10 protein-coding genes are annotated in these 23912 nt (G+C 57.3%); 2 read left to right on the top strand and 8 right to left on the bottom strand.

Translation table 11 applies throughout. The features are described 5' to 3' along the window. Positions 1-44 precede the first annotated feature (44 nt). Genes M2298_RS15485 through M2298_RS15475 form a run of 3 tightly spaced genes read right to left on the bottom strand, consistent with a single transcriptional unit; the run spans position 45 to position 2653 of the window. The gene (locus M2298_RS15485; RefSeq protein ID WP_122963815.1) at positions 45-635 is read right to left on the bottom strand and encodes an ECF transporter S component; all 591 of its coding nucleotides are present in this window, start codon (positions 633-635) and stop codon (positions 45-47) included. A gap of 29 nt (positions 636-664) precedes the next feature. Then, the gene (locus M2298_RS15480) at positions 665-1612 is read right to left on the bottom strand and encodes a nucleoside hydrolase (RefSeq protein ID WP_122963814.1); all 948 of its coding nucleotides are present in this window, start codon (positions 1610-1612) and stop codon (positions 665-667) included. A gap of 36 nt (positions 1613-1648) precedes the next feature. After that, a complete protein-coding gene (locus tag M2298_RS15475; RefSeq protein WP_122963813.1) occupies positions 1649-2653 on the bottom strand; it encodes a LacI family DNA-binding transcriptional regulator in 1005 nt (334 codons plus the stop codon). Between the two features lie 244 nt (positions 2654-2897). Here M2298_RS15475 and M2298_RS15470 point away from each other — a divergent pair, with 244 nt between their 5' ends. Further along, complete coding sequence (locus tag M2298_RS15470; RefSeq protein ID WP_280648697.1) at positions 2898-3839, top strand: DMT family transporter; 942 nt, start codon at positions 2898-2900, stop codon at positions 3837-3839. Between the two features lie 118 nt (positions 3840-3957). Then, a complete protein-coding gene (gene nfi, locus M2298_RS15465; protein WP_122963811.1) occupies positions 3958-4638 on the top strand; it encodes a deoxyribonuclease V in 681 nt (226 codons plus the stop codon). Positions 4639-4731: 93 nt separating this feature from the next. Here the strand turns inward: nfi and M2298_RS15460 are convergent, their stop codons facing one another. From M2298_RS15460 to M2298_RS15440, 5 genes are all read right to left on the bottom strand, one after another. Further along, positions 4732-5385 (bottom strand): immunity protein Imm33 domain-containing protein, encoded by a 654-nt coding sequence (locus M2298_RS15460; protein WP_122963810.1) that lies wholly within the window; start codon positions 5383-5385, stop codon positions 4732-4734. Positions 5386-5669: 284 nt separating this feature from the next. Next, positions 5670-11189, bottom strand: a complete 5520-nt coding sequence (locus M2298_RS15455) for a non-ribosomal peptide synthetase (RefSeq protein WP_280648696.1) — start codon at positions 11187-11189, stop codon at positions 5670-5672. A gap of 12 nt (positions 11190-11201) precedes the next feature. Then, positions 11202-13544, bottom strand: a complete 2343-nt coding sequence (locus M2298_RS15450; protein WP_280648695.1) for a bifunctional Gfo/Idh/MocA family oxidoreductase/class I SAM-dependent methyltransferase — start codon at positions 13542-13544, stop codon at positions 11202-11204. Beyond that, entirely contained in the window at positions 13541-14671 is a 1131-nt protein-coding gene (locus tag M2298_RS15445) for a saccharopine dehydrogenase family protein (RefSeq protein ID WP_242774784.1), read from the bottom strand. The genes M2298_RS15450 and M2298_RS15445 overlap by 4 nt, the downstream gene beginning before the upstream one ends. Before the next feature lie 151 nt (positions 14672-14822). Further along, positions 14823-23891 carry a non-ribosomal peptide synthetase gene (locus M2298_RS15440; protein ID WP_280648694.1) on the bottom strand — a complete coding sequence of 3023 codons (9069 nt, stop codon included), beginning with the start codon at positions 23889-23891 and terminating at the stop codon, positions 14823-14825. Positions 23892-23912 lie beyond the last annotated feature (21 nt).

The following is a 23912-nucleotide window of genomic DNA, read 5'->3' as shown; positions in this document are numbered from 1 at the left end:
TCCTCGAACAGATGCCCAAAGAACCAGACAGCGATGAATCACGTTTAGTCTTTCATGTAAATTTGTCCGTAGTTAAGCTTGGACAAATAGCGGTCAGACATGTTGCGAACGATCAGGAAGCAAATGAATGCCGACAGCAGCTTGTCGCCGATTTCCTGAATGAACTGTGTGGAGAACACAGCCGTCCAGATTTGTTGGCCGGATGCCAGCAAGACAGCGGTAATCGCTCCGCCAGTCGAACCGGTAACGCCGCCAAACAAAATGACAGTGATCGGAGCCGCAATAATAGTAGAGACGAATGCCAGGATAATGCCCGCGATAATTACTTTCCAAACCTTCTTGAACATCCCTTTCATGGAAAGGAAGCCTGCTGCCAAGCCTACTGCCATGGAAACGAGGGAGAAGGGAAGATAAACCGGGTTGAAGATCGAGTTGATCAGGTTGGTAATCAAGCCTGCCACGAGCGCTACCCACGGACCTGCTACCATGGCGATGACCAGCGTGCCGATGCTGTCCAAGAAGATAGGCAGACGAAGCAGTTGAGCAATTTGGAAGCCGACCATGTTGATGGCGACGCAAACAGGAATCAGCAGGATTGCCATGAGAGTGAAGTCATTCTTGATGCCGGTTTTCATACCAGAATCCTCCTTTTGCTGAAAAATTTTTATACAAACTGCTTGATGGCAGCGTGTAGCATATCTGCAAAACGTGCTCTGTCAATCTCGAACAGCACTTTGGCGTTCGCCGGTTTGCCCGTCACGCGGTTGTAGTCCACGACGGTGCAGCCTGTGGTCAAACGGCCGGATGTTTCAATCTCGACGTAGCAATCCAGTCCGCGGAACAGCGTCGGGTCAAGCAAGTACGCGACTGCGCAAGGATCGTGCATGTGCAAGCCCTCCACATGTCCCGGCTCTGCCAGAAAATGCGGCGTGTTGGAAAGATTGAAAAAGTCGAGCAAGCCTGCCATGACTTGGCCTGTCTTGTTGCCGATGTGGCGAATGCGGTCGATATCTTCCTGGAACAGCTGCGCTTTCAGCGTCACATCAAGGCCGCTCATGATGATCGGAACTCCGGAGCGGAAGACGATATCGGCTGCCTCCGGGTCAACGTAAATGTTAAACTCGGCTGCTGGCGTGATGTTACCGCCAAAGCAGGCCCCGCCCATCAGCGAGATGCACTCGATCTTTTCTTTCACTTCCGGGTAGGCGTTCAACAGGATCGCCACGTTGGTCAGCGGCCCGGTCGCCACAATGGTAACGCTTTCTTTTGTATTCAATAAAACATCACGCATCGCATCCAACGCGCTTCTGTTGCTCGCGGCAAACTTCGCCTCGCCCAAGTCCGCGCCGTCAATGCCTGTCTCTCCGTGAATATCTTCGGCAATAATCAGGTCGCGTACCAACGGCTTGGGAGCGCCTCCTGCCACTTCGATATCGGTTACCCCGATAAAGCTGAGCAGCTTCAACGTGTTGTTCAACGTTTTGTCCGGCGTCTGATTGCCGGCACTTGTCGTAATGAGCTTCACATCCAGCTTGTCCGATGCGAGCGCCAGCAAGATTGCCAGCGCGTCATCGTGTCCGGGATCGCAGTCCATGATAATCGGTCTTTTCATCGCTTCCCTCTCCCTTTTTTGGTGGCTTGGTGACGATTACAGTTTGGTTGTGCTCTGGCGGATCATCAGCTCCGGCTCCCAATACACGACCTTTTGCTTGATCCCCTTTTTCTTGATGCTTTGAATCAAGATTTTCGCCGCTTCCTTGCCCATCTGGTAGGCGGGCTGGCGAATCGTTGTGAGCTTGGGCATCAGGGTGGAAATCAGCCTGATGTCGTCAAACCCTACGACCGATACATCGCGCGGAATGCTTTTGCCAAGCTCCTGCGCGGCTTCGTAGACGCCGATTGCCATCAAGTCGTTGCAGGCGAAAATCGCAGTGACCTCTCCGTCAGCCAGCATTTTTCTCGCGACCTCATAGCCGCCGTCGATCCGATAGCCGCCAGAGACGATCCATGATTCCTGAACGGAAATCCCTGCTTCGGCCAACGCTCGCTTGTAGCCTTCGACACGATCCTGGGAGTTCTGCACGCTTGGCGGCCCGCTGATGCAGCCGATCCGCGTGTGGTTTTGCTCCAGCAAATGCTTCGTCGCCATGTAAGCGCCTTCTTCATTTTTCATGTAAACACCGCTGTAAGCGTCTCCGGATTCTCCCCGGTCAATCAGGACGACTGGAATGTCGGCCGCGATCAGCTCGTCATACAAATCCTTGGAATACTTCGCCGTGCTGGAGAAGATGATGCCGTCCACTTTTTTCTCTGTCATCAACTGGACGTATTTCTTTTCTTTTTTCGCATTGTCATCAGAATTGCCTAGGAATACGCTGTAGCCTGCCTTGTTTGCGGCATCCTCAATCCCGCGCACCAAATCCGGAAAAAACGGGTTGGTGATATCGGGAAGAATCAGCCCGATCGTGCTTGTCTTGCGTGTGATCAACCCGCGAGCCAATGCATTTGGCTGATAATTCAGCTCCTTGATGATCGACTGGATGTACTCCCGCGTCTGCGGCGAGATGCCTTCCGATTTGTTGTTGATCACCCGTGAAACCGTTGCGGTTGATACGTTTGCTCTCTTGGCAATGTCCTTAATCGTAATCGCCATGCCCTCACCCTTTTTAGGTAAACGTTTACGTAATCGTTTACTTAACAAAATAGTCCTTTTCACACAGGTTGTCAACGTATTGTTTTTGCAGTTTTCCGAAAAAAAATACTCCTTGCTTCACCCTACTCCCCGATTTATGATGGGACTACTATGGAGCTTTTCTTGGACAAACCTCCTTGCTAAGTGCCTCACCCTCACCCTTTTTCTGGTGCAGGACTTTCTTGACAGGAGAGGGGAAAACTCCATGAATACCGCACACTCCAGCTTCAAGCCCGTCTTGGCTGGCATCGTCTCGTCACTCATTTTCGGCTTTTCGTTTCTGTTTTCCAAAGTGGCTTTGGATGAACTGCAAAACAATACGATCCAGATGATCGCCTATCGCTTCGGCATCGCTGCGGTTGTGCTCGGCCTGTTGAAGCTTGCTGGCGTCATCAAAATATCGTATCGGAACAAGAGCATCGCCCCGTTGCTTTGGCTCTCGTTTTTTTATCCGTTTCTGTACTTTATTTTTGAAGCGCAAGGCATCCGCTACACCTCTTCCTCCGAAGCGGGTACGATGATCGCGCTGATTCCGATTGCCGTCACCATCATGGCGACGATCTTCCTCAAGGAAAAAACGACGCTTTTGCAATGGCTGTTTATTGTATTGTCCGTCGGCGGCGTGCTGTTTATCAATTTGATGAAATTCGAGGCGCAATCCAGCCTGACAGGCATCTTGTACCTGTTGGCGGCCATTGTCACTTCCGGCGTCTACAACATTTTGTCGCGCAAGTCCTCAGCGCAATTCAGTCCGCTGGAAATCACCTACGTCATGATGTGGACAGGCGCGCTTATTTTTAATGCGATCGCGCTCGGGCAGCATGCCGTGAATGGCACTGTCGACCAGTATGTCGCACCGCTCGCCAATCCGGCTCTCTTGCAGGCGATTTTGTACCTCGGCGTTCTCTCGTCTGTGGTCGCCTTCTTTTTGATGAATTACATGCTGGCCAAGCTGGAAGCCTCCAAGGCAGCCTCCTACTGGAATCTCAGTACGGGTGTCTCCATCATCGGCGGCGTGCTGATCTTGCACGAATCGTTTTACTGGTACCAGGCGGCAGGGATTGGCTTCATTCTCATCGGCGTATGGGGTGCGAACCGTTTTGGACAAAAGCAAAAACCGCAGCCAAGCCAGGCCAAAGCTCATTAACAGCAAATGACATCCAAAAAAGCCAGCCCTCCGAGTGCGGGGCTGGCTTGATTTATCGTTGGGCTGTAAACTACTGGTAGTCTTTTTTGCGAGATCACTTCAGTCAGGAGGTCACCAAATGCAACCCGTCATCCACCATCCGTGGACTCTCACGGAGCAGGAAGCCATTTCTCTGCAAAAGCAACTGGCCCTGCAAGTCAAAACGGAAGATCAAGTAAAAGAAGTGCAGCATATCGCCGGAGTCGATGTCGCCTACCATGTAGCGGAAGATGTGCTCGTCGCCGGAATCGTCGTTCTGGATGCGGCAAGCTTGCAAGTCGTGGAATCTGTCGTCGTTTCGGATTCGGTAGCTTTTCCGTATATTCCGGGTCTGTTCTCGTTCCGGGAGCTTCCTCCGCTGATGAAAGCATTCGAAAAGCTGCAAACCGTGCCGCAACTGATCGTTTGCGATGGGCAAGGCATCGCTCACCCGCGCAGATTCGGACTTGCCAGCCACGTCGGACTTTTGTACGACATTCCTGCTATCGGCTGCGGCAAAACGCGTCTGCTTGGCGAGTACGCACAGCCCGATTCACACAGAGGAGCCTGCTCTCCCTTGCTGGACGAGGGCGAGATCGTCGGCGCTGTTTTGCGCACGCAAGCGGACACAAAGCCTGTATTCGTCTCCGTCGGGCATGGCATTTCCTTGCCGACTGCCTGCGAATGGATCACGCGGCTTGCTCCCAAGTACCGTCTGCCGGAGACGACGAGACAAGTCGATCAGTTGGTGAACAAAGCATTGGCTGGCTTGGGCAACTAAGCGCTTTGCTCTGTTTTTTTGCTTTGCCGCGCTGCGCGGACAGCTTTTGCCTGGACCGGACAAGGACAAGTCAAACCCTCGCAGCGACGTGCTTTAATGCAAGATCGGCCAGACGTTTTCGTCATGCTCGTCAAGCACCGCTTCCAGTTGCTCGCCATCGAAAACAGCGAGATAACCGGGCGGCAGCGCCAGCACCTGCAAGACAGACGGGCGGTGTTTCAACAGTTGGAAAATGTAGTACGATTGCAAATCATCGCTGTCCACTTCCCCTTCCACTGGCCCGAGATACCAGCCTGAATCGCCGTCGCCTGCATGGTCGCCACGCTGCAAATAAATCCGTTTTTGCTCCAAGGCGCCTTTGGCGACGACGATCTTGTCCTGGAACAAGGCGGCTTCACCCGCGATCTGCAACGTTTGCAGGCAATGGTTTTGCGCCAGTTGCACATAGAGCGACACGGACAAGTCCGGATTGGTGTCCGTGAACGGATTGGTATCGTAGTCTGGTGCCACGACTTCCATCTGCCCATCGCGTTCGTTCACGATGAAAATAGTCCAGCCCACTTGAATCTTCGCGCCATTTTGAATCGGCCCGCTCTCGCTTTCCACATCCGCCAGCAATTCGAGCAAAAAGTCGGCCTGCTTCGCGAAAAACTCCCGGCAAGTCACCACGAAGGTCCTGTTGCCGATTTGCCGGGAGCGTTGACAGAAAGCAGACGACTGATTGTCGGGAAACGGTTTGTTGCTCATCGTTACCATCCTTTCTCCATCGGTATATCGATATGTATGTTTGTATGAAAATAGTTCACTCACAGGCAAAACATGCACGTTCATTGTCAATAGGGTAACACGATTCCAACAGCAGCGCAGCATTTTCCCGTTGAAATGGCGACGCGCGAAAAGACGCGTTTGGACGGGTAAACCGTCGCTGGGTCGCTAGGTCGTTGCTTCGTTCGTGCAAAAGAAGCAGGAAGAGGGATGCCCCCTTTCGCTCTGCCCGAGGCAGGTTCACGGAGCGATCCCTCCCTTGTTCTTTATTTTTGTGTGAACGGCGCTTCCAGCAATTGCGCCAGCCTGCTTACATTCGGCTCCATCATGCAACTGAAATGGTTGCCCTCAATCGTAATGACGTCCAGCTCGCCAAGGCATACATCCTGCCAGAAGGACAGCGTCGTGTCATCTGTGCGCGGCAGGAACAAGAACGGTTCGCTCGCCAAAAGGAAGCGGATGTCGCCCATGTACGGCAACGGCGTGTAGCGGGCGGCTTTGAAGCTTTGGCGGAACACCTGGCACAAGCCCTCCGCCATCTCGATCGGCATTTGTTCTCCGGTTGTTCTGGCCTTCGCTTCGACATAAGCCTGGAAGCGCTCCGCTTTGCTGACCGCAGCCATTTTGCCAAATAGCTCTCCTACCTGATCCAGCCCGGCATCTCCGCCAATCGTCACGGCAGCGCCTTGCGGAATGCACTCTCCGTGCTGCTCCACGAGCTGCATGACGCCACGAGCCAAATCTTGCTCATCCACCTTGCCAAAGCCTGCCTGCTCCAGCGAAACATTCAGGTTCGGGATAAAGAGTGTTTCGACGAGCAAATCGTCATCCACTTCGGTGAAGATCGGCGGAATGTCGATCAACACAAGATCCGCGACCTGCACGCCCCGCTCCATCAACCGCCTTGCCACTTCGACGGCGATCAGGCCGCCCAGGGAATACCCGATCAGTTGCAGTTCGCTGTGCCCTGTTGCCATCAGGCATTCGGCGTAATCGTCTGCAACTGTCTCGATCAGTTCTGCCGAGTCAAGCGAGCAGTAGCGTTCCATGTCAGCAATCGCCACACCTACAATGCTGCCGATCCCTTGCGCTTTGAGGTGCTCAAGCAGCGGACGGAAAATGTCCATCGTCCCGAGCACAGCGTGGAACACGACGCGCAGCGGCCCTTCCTGCGCCGTTCCGTACGGAATCAGCACAGCGTTGCTTGCACTGTTTTGCTGGTGGATCGTCCATGCTTCCTCGGTATGCGGCTGCTCCTCTTGTTCACGGGAGCGAATAAACTCAGCCAAGTCGGCTACCGTTGGATAGTTCAGCATTTGCCGCAGCAGAGCGTCAAACGGGATGGCTGGTTGCGCCGGGTCCTCCGCCAGCTTGTCGCGCAGTCTTCCCGCCACCTGCGCCATGATGAGCGAATCCGCACCATGCTCGTAAAAGCTTTGCGAGCGACCGATGGAAGCCAGCCCGAGCGATTCCGCCCACAGCTTAGCCAGTATGCTTTCCAGCTCATCCAGCTTCTCCTCGCTCGCGGCGACCATCTCTTGTGTTCCGCTTGCAGCAGGACGCCATTTTGCCAACGTGCGCCGATCGACCTTGCCATTTCCGGTCAGCGGCAGCGCATCGACTACTTGCAAATGCTGCGGCAGCATGTACGCAGGCACATGACCTTTCAAAAATGCTTCCAGCTCTTGCGGACGAACCGCCAGTCGCTCCTGCTTCATCCGTTTGGCGAACAAATGGAACCCGAGTGCAGTCAGCTTGTCGTCTTCTTGCGGCAGCAGCAAAATCGGCTCGCCTTCCTCTTCTTGCAGCTGGGCAAGCCAGTCATGGCGATCCAGATAGGACGACTCCAGGCGCAATTCGTCTCCTGGCTCCATCATCATGAATGCTTGCGAAGCCAAAATCCACAAATGCTCAATCGTCGGCTCCGTGAAAACAAGCCAGCCGTCCGGGCGAATCAGCTCCCGCAGCCTGCTCATGCTGGCTGGTATGTCACGGGCATTTTCCAGTACCCCTGCCGCCAGCACGACGTCGAAGCTGTTCGGAGACAACCCTTGTGCCCGGTAGTCTTGGTCAACATCGAACACGCCGAAGCTCACGTGCGGATACTTGGCGAAGCGCTGCTTGGCTCCGGGAATGAAAAACGGCGCGACATCGGTAAAGACGTACTCGATCGGATAGCCTTCCAGCGCTTGCAAAACGTTCCCCGTCGTCGCTCCTGTTCCGGCCCCGACCTCCAAAATGCGCAGCGGCTTGCCTTCGTGTCTTTGGGCGATTTGCTGCAAAAGCAGGCACATGCAACGGTTGAGATAACTCGCCATGATATGCTCAATATACAGCGTATGGACGTGATCCCATTTCCCCTCGGGGAACAGCAACGCGACCGGGTCCTCTTCGCCAGTCAAAAGCTCTGCCAGCTTTTCTGCGTTTTTGCGAACGTAAGCGGTAAAGCCGTCCGTTCCCAACATTTTCGTCCAAATGCCCTCCGCGGACGCCCAGCACTCGCCGACGAGCTGCTCACTGACAGTCTGTTCGCTGCGATACTGCTCAGCAGAAAGCGCGGTCAGCAGCCCTGCCTGCTCCAGCCTTGCAACCCAGCGGCGTACCAGCCAGTGATATTTCGGCAAAATTTTCTCTGGATGCAAAACCGCTGCCAACGGCTCGACCTGATTCGCTGCAAAAAACCCGAGCTTTTGCAACGCATGAAGCATGGAATAGAGCACAGCCTGATCCAGGCTGGTCATCGCCGCTTCGATTTCCTGCACGCTGATGTGCGCCGCGATCTCCCCTGCCGTATCCCCGATGCCGCTGACTATTTGGGCAAATTCGGCCGCTTCCGCGCTGCGGTCGCGTTCCGGTTTGCGAGCTGGCTCCACGATTGCAAGCAGCGTCGGCTCGTCGCTCGCTTCATCCAGGACCACTCCGGCGGCGGCGACAGCAGGATGCTTGAGCAGAGCAGATTCGATTTCTCCCAGCTCGATGCGATGCCCGCGAATTTTCACTTGGTTATCTTCACGGCCAAGGAACTCAATCTCGCCGCCCGGCCGATAACGTCCCAAATCTCCGGTGCGATAAAGTCGCTGCCCATCTTCGGGGTGCAGGAAGAAGCGTTCCTGGGAAAGTCGCTCGTCACCCGCGTAGCCTTGGGCCAGGCCATCTCCGGTAATGTACAGCTCGCCTGTGACCCACACCGGGCAATCGCGCATGTGCGCATCGAGCACCCGGAAGCCCTGGTTAGCGAGCGGCTGTCCGTACGGAATGCTGCGCCAGTCGGGCAACAGTCCTTTGTACACATGATAAATCGACCAAATCGCCGCTTCCGTGGCTCCCCCCAAGCTGACTGTCTGCGCGAACGGCAGGCGCTTCGTCATCTGATCCGGCAGCGACAGGGGAATCCAATCGCCTGAGAGCATAGCCAGCCGCAGCTTGGACAAGCATACTTCCGGCGTGCCTTCCAAATAGGTGACGAGCATTTGCATCATGGCGGGAACAGAATCCCACACGGTGACTTCGTGCGCAAGAATCAGCTCTACCCAATGCGACGGGTCTGTTTGCCTGTCCGGTTGCGGCAGGACAAGCGCGCCCCCTACCGACAACGGGCCAAATATGTCGTAGACGGACAAGTCAAAATTGAGCTGAGCCAGTCCGAGCACCTTGTCATTCTCGTTGACCGCAAAGCGGCGATTGATGTCGACAATCGTGTTCGCCGCAGCGCGGTGGCTGACGACGACGCCTTTTGGCTGCCCGGTAGAGCCTGACGTGTAAATGATGTAAGCAGGCAAGTCAGGATTCGTGTCAGGCAAAATGAGCGGCGTCTGCTGCTCCGCCACCTGGTCGACGTCCACGCGTTGAAGCGCCTGCGGCCACTCTGCGTCTGATCCAGAAGCAGTCAGCACAAAACGAATGTCGGCTTGTTCGGTCATCGCCTGCCTTCGCAACAGCGGTTGCTTGGCATCAATCGGCACGTACACGCCCCCGGCAAACAGCGTGCCCAGCACGGCGGCTACCTGATCGACGCCTTTTTCCAGCGCAATCGCCACGCGGTCCTGCTCGCGGCAACCAAGCTCTTTCAGCTTTCCGGCGATCGCCGCAGCACGTCTGACCAGCTCTGCATAAGTCAGTTGACCATTTGCGGCAATCACCGCCGGGCGGTCCGGCGTCGCCATCGCTTGCGCCACGATCGGCTGGTGCAGCGCGTAGTCAGGCAGCGGAGCCTGTGTGGCGTTGATCTTTTGCCGCTCTGCTTGCTGCCATTGCGGCAGGGCAAGCTCGCCGCCTTCCTCCCAGCGCTGTTCCGATTCAACCAACGCTTGCAGCAAATCGGCGAATGCCGCAAACATGTCGTCTACCATCTTTTCCGGAAACACGCCTTCCCGCACGTCCCAGTTGACTTGCAACCCTTCGGCGCTGTCCATCGCCTGGCAGTCGATGAACACTTGTGGCGTCTGGCTGATGCCGTATTCGCCGATTTTGCCGGACAGCCGCTCTCCCTCTGCGATTCCGACAAGTCCGATCGCGCTGGTGAAGACAATCGGCATCAACGCTGCTTCGCGCCCGCGTCTGCGCGCCACCTCGCGCATGACCTCGACGCCGGAATAGAGACGATGATCCAAATCCTCGAACAATTGCTTCTGAATCGCTTTTGCCCGTCCCTGGAAGGAACGCTCCGCTCCCCAGTCTACGGCCAGCAAACTGACCGAAGTGAAATCCCCGACGATATCTTGCACGCGATCATGCAGCGGCTGGCGGTTCAACAGCGTCAAGTTCAGGCTGAACGCCCGATTTCGGCTCCAGCGCTCGATGACGGCGGCATAGGCAGTCATCACAGCGGCAGTCGGAGTCAGTCCCCGCTTTTGCGCCCGCTGCTTGAATACGTCCCATTTGGCCGCATCCAGGCGAATGAACTCCCGGCGAAAACGCGCCTTGCCCGCCTCAACTTCTCCCTTGGCAAGCGGCAAATCCGGGGTCTGCGGCAAATCATCGATGCGCGACAGCCAATACGCTTTGTCCCGCGAATAAGCTACTGTCTCCCGCAACGTGCGTTCCGTCAGCACGTAATCGCGGAACGTGATCGGCAGCTCGGGCAGCCTTTTTCCCGGCTCCTTGTAGAGCGTCTCAAATTCAGACAGCAACAGCCAAATACTCGCCCAGTCGGCAATGAGAAACTCCATGGAAACATGCAGCACGGCGCGATCTGCCGTTTTGGTCACGGCGATGCCGTAGAGCGGCCACTTGTCCGTGTCATAGACGCGATGCCCCATGTTCTCGCGGATCGCTTCCAGTGCACTCCCGGCTTTGGCTTTGTCCAACATGCTTGTGTCTGTATAAGGCACCTTGAAGCGCGGCACTTCTGCCATCACCCGCTGTTGTCCGTCGGAGTCAATCGTCGCACGCAGCATGTCGTGACGCGCAATCAGTTGATTCCATACTTCCTCGACCCGTACCGGATCAAGCTGTTCGTAATCAAGCTCCAAATAAATGTGGCACGCCACGCCGCCGTAGCCGAACAGCTCATACCGTCCCAGCAAGTAAGCTGATTGCACATCTGTCAGGGGAAAAGGCGTAAAGCGGGCGGCCGGATCAGGCACAACCTCGACTGGCTGCGCCTCTTTTTGCAAAAGAGCCACGATTTCTGCTTTTTGTTCGCGAAGCATCTGCAAATCTTCGGGGGCCAGGCTGCCTTTTGGCGCCTTGTAACGCAGGTTCCCCGCTTCTTCCCAGATAGACACACCTTCCTCGCGAAGCCGCGTCAAAAGCTCGATACTACTGATCTGGATGTTTTGGGACATTTGCACACACTCCTATTTGGTCAGCTTGGCCATATCGTTGCAGTTGTCGGTGAAAACCAGTTCCCGCTCCGTTTTTTCTGCCTCTTGGCCTTTTTGGATGACAAACAGCTTCTGGCCGAGCAAAGCCAGCGGATGATCCTCGCCGGGCAGCACCGCAAGCTCGCCCACACCAGCGCCATGAAACACATCGCGCCACTGCTGAACAGTCATGAAGGTCGATTGCGTCTGTTTCCGATCATCGACAGGAGGCGTCATCATGAACGCCTGGGAGATCAGCATTTCCGTAAATTCTCTGGTCGGCTCGGTAATGAGCATCCACCCGCCAGGCACCAGACTCTCCATCAAACTGCGAATGATTTGATCCGTGTCGCGGGCATTGTTCAGCATGCCAGCCGCCACGACGATATCTACACTCCCTGGCTCCACACCTTGTTCAAACAAATTTTTGTCAATATCGACCACCGCAAAGCTCATCCACGGGCAATCCTTGAACCGCTGGCGGGCAGCCGCAAGGAAAAAGTGGGACACGTCCGTGTACATGTAGTCGACACGCAAACCTTTGGCAACTAGCGGTCGCAAGCGCGCGACGACGCCGTCCGTCGTGGCTCCTGTCCCTGCGCCTACTTCCAAGATGCGCAGCGAACGTTTGCCGGAAGCGATGCGGCTCGCCGCCTCTGCAACCGATTTGTTCAAATACTTGGCGACGAGCGTATCGCGGTAGAGCGCGTTGGCGACATCCATCCGGCCTTCCGGGAAAAGCAGCAAAGCTGCTTGCTGAGTGTCATTCATCAGCGCGGGAAGCTGATCGGCGTTGCTTTTCAGGTAGTCGATGACAAGTGGCGAACCAAGCTTGCCACTCCACGCTTCCTTCGCCATCATCCAGCGGCGTTCCACCTCTTCCCGGCTCATCCGCTGTCCGCACTGAAAAGCATCTTCGCGGGCATCTATGTAGTTTTTGTCTTGCAAAACGTGCAGCCAGCGCCAGATGACAGGTTCGTGACGCGGTGCCACTTGAGCGAGCGAAAAAATGTCGGAGCTGCTGTATCGCCTATCGGGCTCAGCTAACGCCCCTTGCGATTGCAATGCCAACAGCATGGACGCCAGGGCAGCTTGCTCCAGACGCTCTACGCCCTCCTTCACCACTTCCGCATCCACGCCTGCCAGTTCGCTTTCCGCCACCGTCGAGCACGTAAACACATCGCGGTTTGCCTCTCCCCCCTGAACTGTCGACTCTTCCGGTTCAGGCAGGTCATCGGGAATCTGCAAAGCCGCCTGCCGCAGCACGTCCAGCGAAATCGGCTGATGCTTCCCGTTTGCGCGCAGCACCGGATAGCCCAATGCCTGCGTCCAGTCTTGCCAGCCGCGAGAGCAAAGCAGCTCCTGCTGCGCCCGCATGTCGATCGCCGCCCGATCCACGTTGCCCAAAATCATCTCCCGCATCGCCAGCAGATCACGCCCGATCGCTTGCGGCCATTGCTTGGTCAAAATATCGCGATAGCTTGCCGTCTCGTACGTCCCGAGCACTTCTGTGCTGCTTTCGAGCATATGGGCAGGCGGAGCGGCCACCAACGTTCCGTGAATATCCGGCAAATCAGGCACATGCAGGCGCGGCTGCCAGACGACCGGACCGTGTGTATCCGTAAGCGACAAGCTCCCTCCTGCTGTACCGATCGTAATTTTGTGCAACAAATGCAAATGATTGTCGGGATCATCAGGGTCGACTTCATTGTGGGCCAAAAGCGTCACCGGAATTTTGCCGAGCTGTCCGATCAGCACCTGAAAAGGCCCTTCGTCTTTGATCACATGGTTGATCTTCCACGGGCGGATCGTCGGCAGCGCCTCTTGCAAAATGTGCATCAGCGGATACGAAACTTGCGTGGCGCAAGCAGCCTCGATGTACAAGGCAGGCTGTTTGGCGAGCAGTTCTTTGGCGCAAGCGATAAATCGCCGGACCGCAGGAAGATGCACATACAAGTCACCCGTCATGAAATAAACGCCGGATTGCCGCGCTTGCTTCAGGCACGCCGCCAAATCTTTTTGATGAATCGGCTGCTCGGACAGGACGTGAATGCCGCGCTCCAAAAGCTCCAGCGCCAGATTCGTGCCCTGTCCGCCCATCACGGTCGAGCGGAGAACGACGCACGCGAGATCGAGATTGGCCGGAAGCTGCCCCACTTCTGTAAACAAGGGAACACCCAGACGCTCGGCGCACTGTCGCGAACGCTCGCTGCCTTTTGCCAGCAAGCCGACCAGTTCATACTGCTCAGGCAGCGCCCGCACTGCTTCCAGGTAAAACTGTCCAAAACGAGTGCCGCATACGACGACACGCAGCTTGCGATTTGCTTTTTGAGTCATCGGGCACCTCCCGCTGTTCTTTCGCTTCGTTCAAGCGCAAGCTCCACGCCTTGGCGGCAAAGCGCCTGAATCAAAGCTGCCTGTGATACGCCTTCGGATACGTAGTAGCAGCCCGCTTTTTTGTCCGCTTCTTCTGTCACGAGCTGGGCAACCGTCGCCGCCACGATGCCCGACAAACGGTTCCAGTCACCCCGGTACAAGAGCGTCGCTGTCAGCCGAACGGGAGCGCCGTCGCGAAGTCCGTCTGCATGCAGATGGAACATCGTGTAATCGTCTACGTTCGGCTTTTTGGCTGCGAACTGCTGCAACAAAAGCTTGGCAGAGTGCTGCTTTTGCTCCTCGGTTTTGTACTGCTGAAGAGCCTTGATCATGACAAACTGATTCAAGATGCCGCTATGTTGATAGCTGTTGTAAAAGTAAGCCGCCTTGATCTCATGGGCATGGGCCATCCGGCAAAATTCTTCGGTCAGGACGGGATACGTGTCCCGTTTGCCCGCTGGCTGGGGAAGCATGCAGCTTTTATGAAAAGGCCCGTCGATTTTGCGCACCTCTCCGTCACGGCAATAGCTCATCCCGTAGCCCGTGTCTTCCTCGATGCTGCACACGATGTCATAGGCAGCGTTCAGGGAAAAATCGCCCTGACCCGCAAAAAACAGTTCCAGCTGCTCGGTGCTGTCCAGCTCTTCCTCTGCTATGTATGAAGGGAATATCTCTGACAAGCCAGGGTACACTCCCGCTGAGATGACGAAGCGCAGTCCTTTTACCTCGATCTCCGCTTTTCTCGTCAACAGTAGCCGATACAAATGCTCGTCGCCGGATACATCGACGTAGTGAACCCCTTTTTCCAGGCACGCCACAGCCACTTTATCGAGCACTTGCTTGGCAGGGCCAGCGCAGTTGATCACGATATCGCAGCGGCTGCAAAAATCAGCCAGTCTGGAAGCGTCGAACACGTCCACTTCCCAAAAATCGCCTCTGTCCTCGCATCCCGCCAGCAGTCCCCGAAGCTTCTCGGGATTCCGTCCTCCTAGCAAGACCCGATGCCCGGCAGCTGTGAGAATTGTCGCCAAAGCTGCGCCGCCAACCACTCCGGTCGCGCCGAGAATGCCGATTGTTTTTTTCTCCACGTGTTCTCTCCCTCTCTCGCCTGCTCGCTGCATCGATTCCGGCAAAAAAGCCGGGCTGCGCCCTTTTGCGCCCATGTGCGCAGCCCGTGTTGCCTTTTTTGCTGGTTGAGCTATCCTTCGCTCAATTTGATGCTTGGCAGGCTTTCTTTTCCTAAATGGTTCCCTCGTCGTAGTTCATATCCGGCTGCTCGGCATCGGTTGCATTCGCCTCGATGAACGCGGCAAGCTGTCCGAGCGTCGGTGCTTCAAACAAATGCTGCAAGGACAATTCCACCTGATGCCGTTCCTTCAACAAGTTCAGGCACTGGATGGCGCGCAAGGAGTCGCCGCCGCGCATGAAAAAGTTGTCGTGGATGCCGATATCGGAGCAACCAAGCACTTCTCCCCAGATGCTGGCGATCATTTTCTGCGTGTCGCTTTCCAGGACAGCAGGCGCTTTGCCTGGCGAACTCGTCTTCTTCTTGCCGAGCTGCGCCAGCGCTTTGCGGTCCACTTTTCCATTGGCGGAAAGCGGCAGCTGGTCAAGCTGTACGAACTCTGCCGGAACCATGTAGTCCGGCAAGTTTTGCCGCACGGCATCCGCCAGTTTCTCCGGCTGGAACAGCTTCACGGCAAGCGGGGCCTGCGCCACGAGCAGATGTCGCTCGAATGTCTCCGCCGTCTGTCCGGCCTGCGGGAACGCTTCGACGCTCGTAAAGCCGTGTTTGTCCAGCAGCTTCTGCCATTGCCCGACGGCGAGCAGCGGGAGCTTGCTTGCTTTTCGCTCATCCTCCAGATGGGAGAAGCCATCTTCGAAAAATCCGACAGTGGTGAGCAGCAAACGGCTGTTGCGGGTGGCCTCGACGAGCAGCAGGATGCCTCCTGGCGCCAGGAGCGCTTTGAGATAGTCCAGTGTCGCGTCGAGGTTGCGGGAACGGTGCAGCGTGTTATCTGCCACGATCACGTCAAAGGAATGCAGCTCATAGCCTTGGGCAAGCGGTGCCTGATTCATGTCAAACTGACCGTATTGAAGCGGTTCCGCCTCGCCAAAAGCTTGCTTCGCCCTGTCTGTAAAGAAGGTCGACTCGTCTGCGTACAAATACTTGCTTCGCTCGGCTGGCAACACCGATACGAGCGCTTGGGTCATGCTGCCTGCCCGCGTGCCGATCTCCATGATGCGCAGCTCGCGCTCTGCGGGGTGGCTGTCTGCGATAGTTCCGAGCACCTGTGCAGCCAGGCCGTGGTAGTAGTCGCGCGTCAAATCAAATTGGCTCAGGCCGGCAGGAGTGAGAAACGCCTCTTCGGCCAGGAACAGCTCCAGCGGGTCAAGCTCTCCGGTCAACAGTCCGATAAAGAGCGGATAATCCCGGCGATAAACGGCTTCCAGCGCCTGGGCAGCCTCGGTGCGGAACGAAATGTCGAGCATCGCGTCACTCAAGGAGCGGACGCAACGATAGACGCCGTCCTCTGTTTTTTCCAGCAGCCCTTCTGTGCGCAGCGCCTCCAGCCAATGTTGCAGCAAGCTTTCGAAACGCGGGTGAATTTGCAAGTGTCGCATCAGCTCAGCCGTGGAGTAGCTCTCCTGCTCGCGGGTGAACACACCCATATGCTCCAATGTTCGGCACATGTACATGGTGCTCACCGCTTCCGCTTCGCCGAGGAACGTCTGCACAATCCCCGCATCCAAGGCAGACGGGATACGGGCGGCCTGCTTTTTCCCCGACTCGCTGATTTCCTGCAAGCGAAGCGAGCACGCAGCCGGATCGGCTTTGGCTGTCACCAGCAGCTCGGTTTCCTGTTGGCCATCGAGGACGACGTAGCCGACGAGACGCTTTTCTTCCCCTGATTCATCCGGTACGGCTACGATCGCTTCCTTCACGCCGTTCTGGCGCTTGAGAACTGCTTCGATCTCGCCCAGCTCGATCCGGTGCCCTCTGATTTTGACCTGGAAGTCCTCCCGGCCGAGAAACTCCAGATTGCCATCTGGCAAGTACCGTCCCAAATCGCCTGTGCGATAGAGGCGCTCGCCTGTCCGCGGGTGGCGGATGAACTTGTCATTCGTTTTTTCTTCATCCCGCCAGTAGCCTTTGGCAAGGCCAATCCCGGCAATGTACAGTTGCCCCGGCACCCAAACCGGGCAGTCGCCCATCCATTCGTTCAGCACGTGGAAGCGCTGGTTGAGCATGGGGCGTCCGTACGGGATGCTCTTCCATTCCGGTTCGACCTGCTCGATCGGGTAAAAGTTCGACCAGATCGACGCTTCTGTCGCTCCGCCAAGCCCGATCACTTGCGCATGCGGGAAGTAGGCTTTGATTTTGTCCGGCAAATCGAGCGGAATCCAGTCTCCGCTCAACAAGACGAGACGCAGGCTTGGCGCTACGCTTGCCTTTTGGCCGGAAGCGTACTCGATCAGCATCTGCATCAGCGCCGGAACCGTGTTCCAGACGGTCACCTGCTCTTTTTCCAGCCACTCGATCCAATGCGCAGGGTCTTTTGCTTTGGCGGCATCCGGCATTACAATCGTGCCGCCTGCGGCAAGCAAGCCGAACACGTCGTACACAGACAAGTCGAAGTTCAGGTTGGACAGGGCCAACACTTTATCGGTTGTGCTTACGGCAAACCGTTCGTTTATGTCGAGGATCGTGTTGACCGCGCCGCGATGGTCGATCATGACTCCTTTTGGCGCTCCCGTCGAGCCGGATGTGTAAATGACGTACGCCAAATCTTCCGGTCGTTCAGGGAATGACAGCAAGCTGGAGGCGCTGCCTTCGACCCGATCCACAGCCAGGCACTGGACATCGGCAGGCCAGCCCAATCGCTCCGCAAGCCATGATTGCGTCAGCACGAAGCGGACTTGCCCGTCACGCAACAGCTGGGCGCGTCGCTCTTCCGGATGAGCGGGATCAATCGGCAAGTACGCAGCACCCGCTGCCATAATGCCCAAGGTGGCGGCCACCTGCTCCCAGCCTTTTTCCATCACGATCCCGACCAGCGTGCCAGGCTCTGTTCCATGCTGCTTCAACCATTTGCCGATCACGCTCGCCAGTTGGGACAGCTCCGCATACGTCAGCGTCCGTTCCGCCGAAATGACGGCTGGCTGGTTCGCTTTGGCCGCGACTTGCTTGGCAAACAGTCCGCCAAGCGTCTCGTCAGTGAGCGGCGCGTCGGTGGCATTGGCTGCCCGTCTTGCTTCCAGTCGCGGAATGGCGATCAGGCTTGGCGCTGTCTCTTGCCATGCGGCCTGTTCTTCCGTCAAGCGGTGCAAAAGCTGGCAATAAGCGGCAAACATGTCAGACAGCATGCCTGCGGGGAACAGCCCTTCCACGGCGTCCCAAATGAGCAAAAGCTCGCCGTCCTGCTCGACGACTTGATGATCCAGCCAAATTTGCGGGGTCTGGGTAATGTTGTAGACGAGCTTGCCCAGCCATTTTCCGTCCGTCCCGCTGCCGCTCCACTCATCTACGCCAAGCGCGCTCGTAAAGACGACTGGCATGGAAACGCCGTGATGCTCGCCGCTTCGTCTCGCCAGCTCCCGCTGCACGGTCACCCCGCCCACGAGCGGATGATCCAGGTCGCGCCACAGCTGCTGCTGCAAATTGCGGCCCCGTTCCAGCAGAGTCGCCCCTTTGGACAGCTCCACAGCCAAAAGCGTCAAGGTGGTGAAGTCTCCGACGAGCGCATGCACCTGCGGATGCAGCGGAAGACGGTTGAACTGCGTCAGGTTGATCGTAAAACGCGAGCTTCTGCTCCACGCTCCGAGCGTCTCGGCATACGCCGTCAGCAAAATGCCCGATGGGGTCAGCCCAAACTCGGCTGCGCGCTCCTTCAACTTCCGCCATTTGTGGCGATCCAGCTTCGCTTCCAAGCGCTCAAACCGCTGTGCGGTCATCGTGTCGGGATTTTGCGCGAGCGGCAACTGCGGAGCTTGCGGCAAGTCATCCAAGCGCGCTGTCCAGTAGTCCAAGTCGCGTTGGTACAGCGCTGACGACTTCAACTCCTCCAGTGCGAGAACGTAATCGCGGAAGGACAGATCGAGCTTCGCGAGCGGCGCGTCCGGCTCATGGTACAGCCGCGTCCATTCGCTCAGGAGGTGGAACATGCTCCAGCCATCGAAAATCAGGTTGTCGAAGCTGATATGCAAGCGAACCCGACCGTCATGCAAGCGGGATGCCCGCACGTCAAACAGCGGCCAGACGTCAGGCGCAAGCACCTGGTGCGACATTTCCTCGCGAATCGCCAGCAGTTCTTTCTCCACGATCTCCGTTGGCTGCTGGCGCAAGTCCGTGATCGCAATCTGGTAGCGCGGCACCTGCGGCAAAATTTGCTGCTGCAAGCCGTTTGGCAAAACGACTGCCCGCATCATTTCATGGTGGTCGATCAGGCGCTGCCAAGCTGCGTTGATCCGCTCCAGATCGAGATTTTGCCCGTCGATCTCGAAATAGCAATGCGTCGACACATTCCCCAGAGCGTAAACGCCGCTGCGGCCCAGCCAGTACGCCTGCTGGATGTCCGTCAGCGCAAACGGCTGCTCTCTCTGCTCAGGGGCAGGCACAATTTGCGGCCAGACAGCGGTTGTCTGCGCCTGTTGCCCGTTTTCTTCGAGCACCGCCTGAACGTGCGCCGCCAGTTCGGCAATCGTCGGCTTGTCAAAAATTTTGCCCAGCGAAAGTTCCACGCCGATGCGGCTGCGCACCAACGCAGCAAGCCGCGTCGCCAGAAGCGAATCCCCGCCCAGCTCGAAGTAGTTGTCGGTCATGCCCACTCGCTCGACGCCAAAAAGCTGGCACCAAATCGCGGCCATCTCTGTTTCCAGCGGCGTTTGCGGTGCGGCGAACGCTTTCTCCGCTTTCGTCCGCGTCAAACTGTCCGGCGCAGGCAATGCCTGGCGATCCACTTTTCCGTTTGCCGACAGCGGCAACGCATCCAGCAGGAGGAACGCGGTCGGCACCATGTAATCAGGCAGTTTGTGCTTCAGGAAGTCAGCCAGCCGCAGCGGATTGAAGCGCTGTCCATGCTCGGGGGCTTGCGCCACTATTACGTGCTGTCCAAACACATTCGCCGCGTCGCGCTCGTTCGGAAACGCCGCTACTTGTGCAAACGACTGCTTCAACACGCGCTGCCACGCAGCTTGTGCCAAAAGCGGCTTCTGGTCATGGCGACGCTCGTCTTGCAACCCGGTGAAGCCGTCCTCCAAAAATGCCGTACTGACCTGCTGCAAACGGCTGTCGCGCGTCAGCTCCAGTATGAGCAGCACGCCGCCCGGTGCCAAAAGCGACTGCGCGTGGCTGAGCGCCACTCCGATATCCCGCGCCCGATGCAACGAATCGGCAGCGATGATGACATCGTATTGATGGGCCTCGTACCCTTGAACAAGCGGGTCTTTTTCCATGTCGAGCAACTGGCATTGCACATGAGGCAGCTTGCCGAATCTGCTCTTCGCCTCCTGCATGAAGAAGGTCGACTGGTCTGTGCACGTATACGCCGCTACCTCTTCAGGCAGGACCGCCAGGAAAGCCTCGGTCAAATCCGCGCTTCTCGCCCCGATCTCCAAGATGCGCAGCGGCTTTCCGCTGTCGGCAAACGGCGCAGCCAACTGTTTCAGCATCAGCTGCGCCAGGCGATCTCTTTCTTGGGCAAAAGGAAGCGTCTGCAACAGCTCTCGCGGAGCAAGACCTGGCTCCGTGGTGAAGAAATGGGTCAGCGGGTCCACCGCTCCGGTCAACAGTCCGGCATGGGCGCCGTCCAGCTTTTGCAAATACGCAAGCAGTGCTTGTGCGTACGTCTCCCATCCAGCCGGCGCTTCACTCGCCACAGGCGGCTCGAACCATTCGGCGCGAATCTCGCCGACCATGACGTATGTACCCGCTTCGCCTTTTTGGACAAGTCCCTCTTCCGCAAGCGAGTTCAGCCATTGCTGGACAAGGGCGCGATACCGTTCCAAAATGCCGCATTGCTGCATCAGTTCATCGAGGGTAAAGCTGCTGCCAGGAGCAAGCTTTGCGCCTGCTTGCTTCAATGCTTTGCACATATACCGGACAGCCAGTTGTTCCAGATACGCCCAAAAAGCTGCGAAAGCTTCCGGGGTCTGGATGTCCAGATCGCCTTGCCACTGCTTTGCCGAGTCGAGCAGACTCGTCCACACCGCTTCCTGGAAGGCTGGCTCCGCTTCCATCCGCTCAAACAGCCCGGCATCGGCTGCCCGATCGGCAACGAGATAGCCTACCAGATGACGATTGCCACGCGGATCGCCTACAGCGGAAACGACCGCATCCCGCACGCCCGGATGCTGCTTCAACGCTGTCTCGATTTCGCCCAGCTCGATCCGGTGACCCCTGATTTTCACCTGGAAGTCTTTGCGTCCGAGAAACTCAATCGTTCCGTCCGGCCAGTACCGTCCCAAGTCGCCTGTGCGGTACCAGCGGCCGCCCTGCCCATTTACGAAGCGCTCTGCTGTCAGCTCGGCATCGCCGCGATAGCCGAGCGCCACGCCCGCTCCGCCAATCCACAACTCGCCAGCCACCCAGTCCGGGCAATCCCGGCCTTTTGTGTCCACCACGCGATAAGACTGGCGCGCCAATGGACGTCCATACGGAATCGAGGTCCACTGAGCAGGGAGCGGCAGCTTGACGTCGTGCGCATTCGACCAGATCGACGCTTCTGTCGCACCGCCCATCGCCACCAGCTCGCTCGCTGGCGCTGCTTCTTTCAGCCGCCCTGGCAAATCGAGTCCGATCCAATCGCCTGACAGCATCGCCAGTCGAATCGGCAACGGCCCATGTCCCGCACTTTTCGCTGCAATCAGCAGCATATCGAGTAGCACAGGCACCGAGTTCCAGAGCGTAATCTGGTGCTCTTGGACAAGCTGCGCCCACTTGCTCGCATCCCGTCTGGATTCCTCGTCGATCAAGACGATGGAACCGCCTGCCGCCAAAAGTCCGAACACGTCGTAAACAGACAAATCGAAATCGAGCGAAGACACGGCCAGTACACGGTCAGAAGACGTGACCTGATAGCGCCTGTTAATCTCGCAAATCGTATTCCACGCCCCGGCGTGACTGATCTCCACTCCCTTTGGCTCGCCTGTGGAACCGGACGTGAAGATGATGTACGCCAGACTGTCGACCGCTGCCGTTACAGGCTCAGCCAGCGCTTCGGCTTTTTGCGCATCCGCCACCGTCAAGACTTGCGCCCCGGTCGGCCACTCCAGCTTGGCAGCGTGTTCGGCATCGGTCAGGGCGAAGCGAATGCCTGCTTTGGCAAAAATCCGCTCGCGTCTGCTCGCTGGCTGCCCGATCCCTACCGGAACGTAGCATGCGCCAGCCGCCATAATGCCGAGCACCGCCACGATTTGCTCAAACCCGCGCGGCAAGCTGACCGCCACTGGCTCGCCGTTCGCAATGCCCTGCCCGCTCAGAAAAGCTGCGACCTGCAAGGCTCTTTTTGCCAGTTCGCCATACGTCAGGGGCGTTGCGCCGTTCCCGTCAATAAGCGCCGTGCTTTGCGGGTTTTGCCCGGCATTGCGGAAAAAGGCTTCGTGCAAACATTGCGGCGCAAACGGCGCAGCGTGCTCGTCCGCTGGCTCCTGCCTCTGCTTGGCGAGATCAGGCAAACATTGCGGCGCTGCCTGCCAGTCGTTTTCCGGGGCAACCAGCCAATCCATCAGCTTGCCAAAAGCGGCAAACATCTGGTCGATCATGCCAGCAGGGAACAACTCTTCGACCGCGTCCCACGCCAGCAGCAATCCCCCGTTCATTTCGTACGACTGGAAATCGAGCCATACTTGCGGCGTCTGCGAGATCATGTAGGAAAGCTCGCCCAACGTATCGCGGCATTCCTCGTTGATCAGCGGCGTCCCCAAATTGCACGCGAACACTACCGGAGCGAAATCGCGCTCTCCCTGGCGAACGCGGGCAAGCTCACGCTGCAACTGCACGCCTGAATAAGCTGCGTGGGCCACATCCTCGTGGAAGCGCGACTGGATGGCATGCACCCGCTGCAAAAACGACTCCGGCTGCTTCATGTCGACCGCAAGCAGCAGCAAATTGGTGAAGTCAGCGACGACTTCCTCAATCCCCGGCTCACTGGCTTGGCGATCAAACAGCGGAATGTTGATCAAAAATTCCGAGTGCGTGCTCCAGCGATCGAGCACTTCCGCATAGGCTGTCAGCAAAACCATCGCAGGCGTGACTTTGTGCGATTGCGCCCGCTTTTGCAGGCGCATCCAGTCCGTTTCATCCAGTCGATGCGTTCTTCGCACGAAAACAGGCGACTTGACCATTTCCGGCTTCACGGCAAGCGGCAGGCCAGGCGCTCCCGGCAACGTCAGCAGCCTGTCGTGCCAGTAACGGGCAGCCTGTTCCACATCAGCCGCTCTTCGCTCTGACTCTTGCTGCAAATAGCGGGCAAAGCTCCACTCGGCAGGCGCCGCAGGATCAAGCTCGCGCCCGTAGGCCGCTGCCAAATCGCGCAGGATGATGTGCAAGCTTTGGACGTCAGCGACGAGCAGATCGAGGTCAAAGTGCAGACGAGTCCGGTCACCCGTGAGCAGGCTCAGCTCCAATCCGGCCACTTCGCCAAGCTCGACCGCCAGCTTGCGGTGGGAAATCCGCTCGCGAATGCGCATAAGCTCCTGTTCTTGCTCGTGCTCTGCAAGGGCACGCAAATCGTGGACAGGGATTGCCTTTTCGTAAGGCGCATCCAGCACCTCTTGCCGCCCATCTGCCAGAAACCTGGCGCGCAGCATCGGATGGCCGCGCAGCACTTTTTGCCACGCTGCCAAAAGCCGCCCATGCTCTACGCCAGTTCCGTCGATCTCCAGATAGGCGTGGCAGCCCACTCCGCCAAGCGGCTGATCATCCTGGCGGCCAATCCAGTACGCGTACTGCACGTCTGTCAAGGCAAACGGCGCCTTCCCTGCTTCTGCGGTCTGCGGCTTTGCCTGACTCGCTTTGGCATTCGCTGGCTCCGTCGCTCTCTGGCTGCTTTTTTGCAAAAGCGCCCACCAATCTCCCAGGCGCGGGGAGGCGATCAGTTCGGCAAACGTCACCTTCGCCCCTTCCTTGCGCCATTTGTTGACCATCCTCATCATCTGCAAGGAGTTCAGTCCAAGCTCAATCAGGTTTTGTTCGTCAGCAAACTCGACCGCCCCGGGCAGCATGGATTGAATCTGGCGGCGCACCGCGTCATAGCCCAGAGAAGCCGCCACTCCCGCGGAATTGCTGTCATCAAGCACTTGCTTCATCACGGTTTCCTCCTTTCTGTC

This window comes from Brevibacillus sp. 1238, from assembly GCF_029892995.1.
GTDB classification, from domain to species: domain Bacteria; phylum Bacillota; class Bacilli; order Brevibacillales; family Brevibacillaceae; genus Brevibacillus; species Brevibacillus parabrevis.
The sequence above is the reverse complement of the archived record's forward strand: the minus strand, read 5'-3'. Positions and strand labels throughout refer to the sequence as shown.

Excerpts from the sequence above, each read along its gene's own strand:
- M2298_RS15485 (WP_122963815.1), bottom strand. The coding sequence starts at position 635 with ATGAAAACCGGCATCAAGAATGACTTCACTCTCATGGCAATCCTGCTG.
- M2298_RS15470 (WP_280648697.1), top strand. The coding sequence starts at position 2,898 with ATGAATACCGCACACTCCAGCTTCAAGCCCGTCTTGGCTGGCATCGTC.
- M2298_RS15475 (WP_122963813.1), bottom strand. The coding sequence starts at position 2,653 with ATGGCGATTACGATTAAGGACATTGCCAAGAGAGCAAACGTATCAACC.
- M2298_RS15460 (WP_122963810.1), bottom strand. The coding sequence starts at position 5,385 with ATGAGCAACAAACCGTTTCCCGACAATCAGTCGTCTGCTTTCTGTCAA.
- nfi (WP_122963811.1), top strand. The coding sequence starts at position 3,958 with ATGCAACCCGTCATCCACCATCCGTGGACTCTCACGGAGCAGGAAGCC.
- M2298_RS15450 (WP_280648695.1), bottom strand. The coding sequence starts at position 13,544 with ATGACTCAAAAAGCAAATCGCAAGCTGCGTGTCGTCGTATGCGGCACT.
- M2298_RS15480 (WP_122963814.1), bottom strand. The coding sequence starts at position 1,612 with ATGAAAAGACCGATTATCATGGACTGCGATCCCGGACACGATGACGCG.
- M2298_RS15440 (WP_280648694.1), bottom strand. The coding sequence starts at position 23,891 with ATGAAGCAAGTGCTTGATGACAGCAATTCCGCGGGAGTGGCGGCTTCT.
- M2298_RS15455 (WP_280648696.1), bottom strand. The coding sequence starts at position 11,189 with ATGTCCCAAAACATCCAGATCAGTAGTATCGAGCTTTTGACGCGGCTT.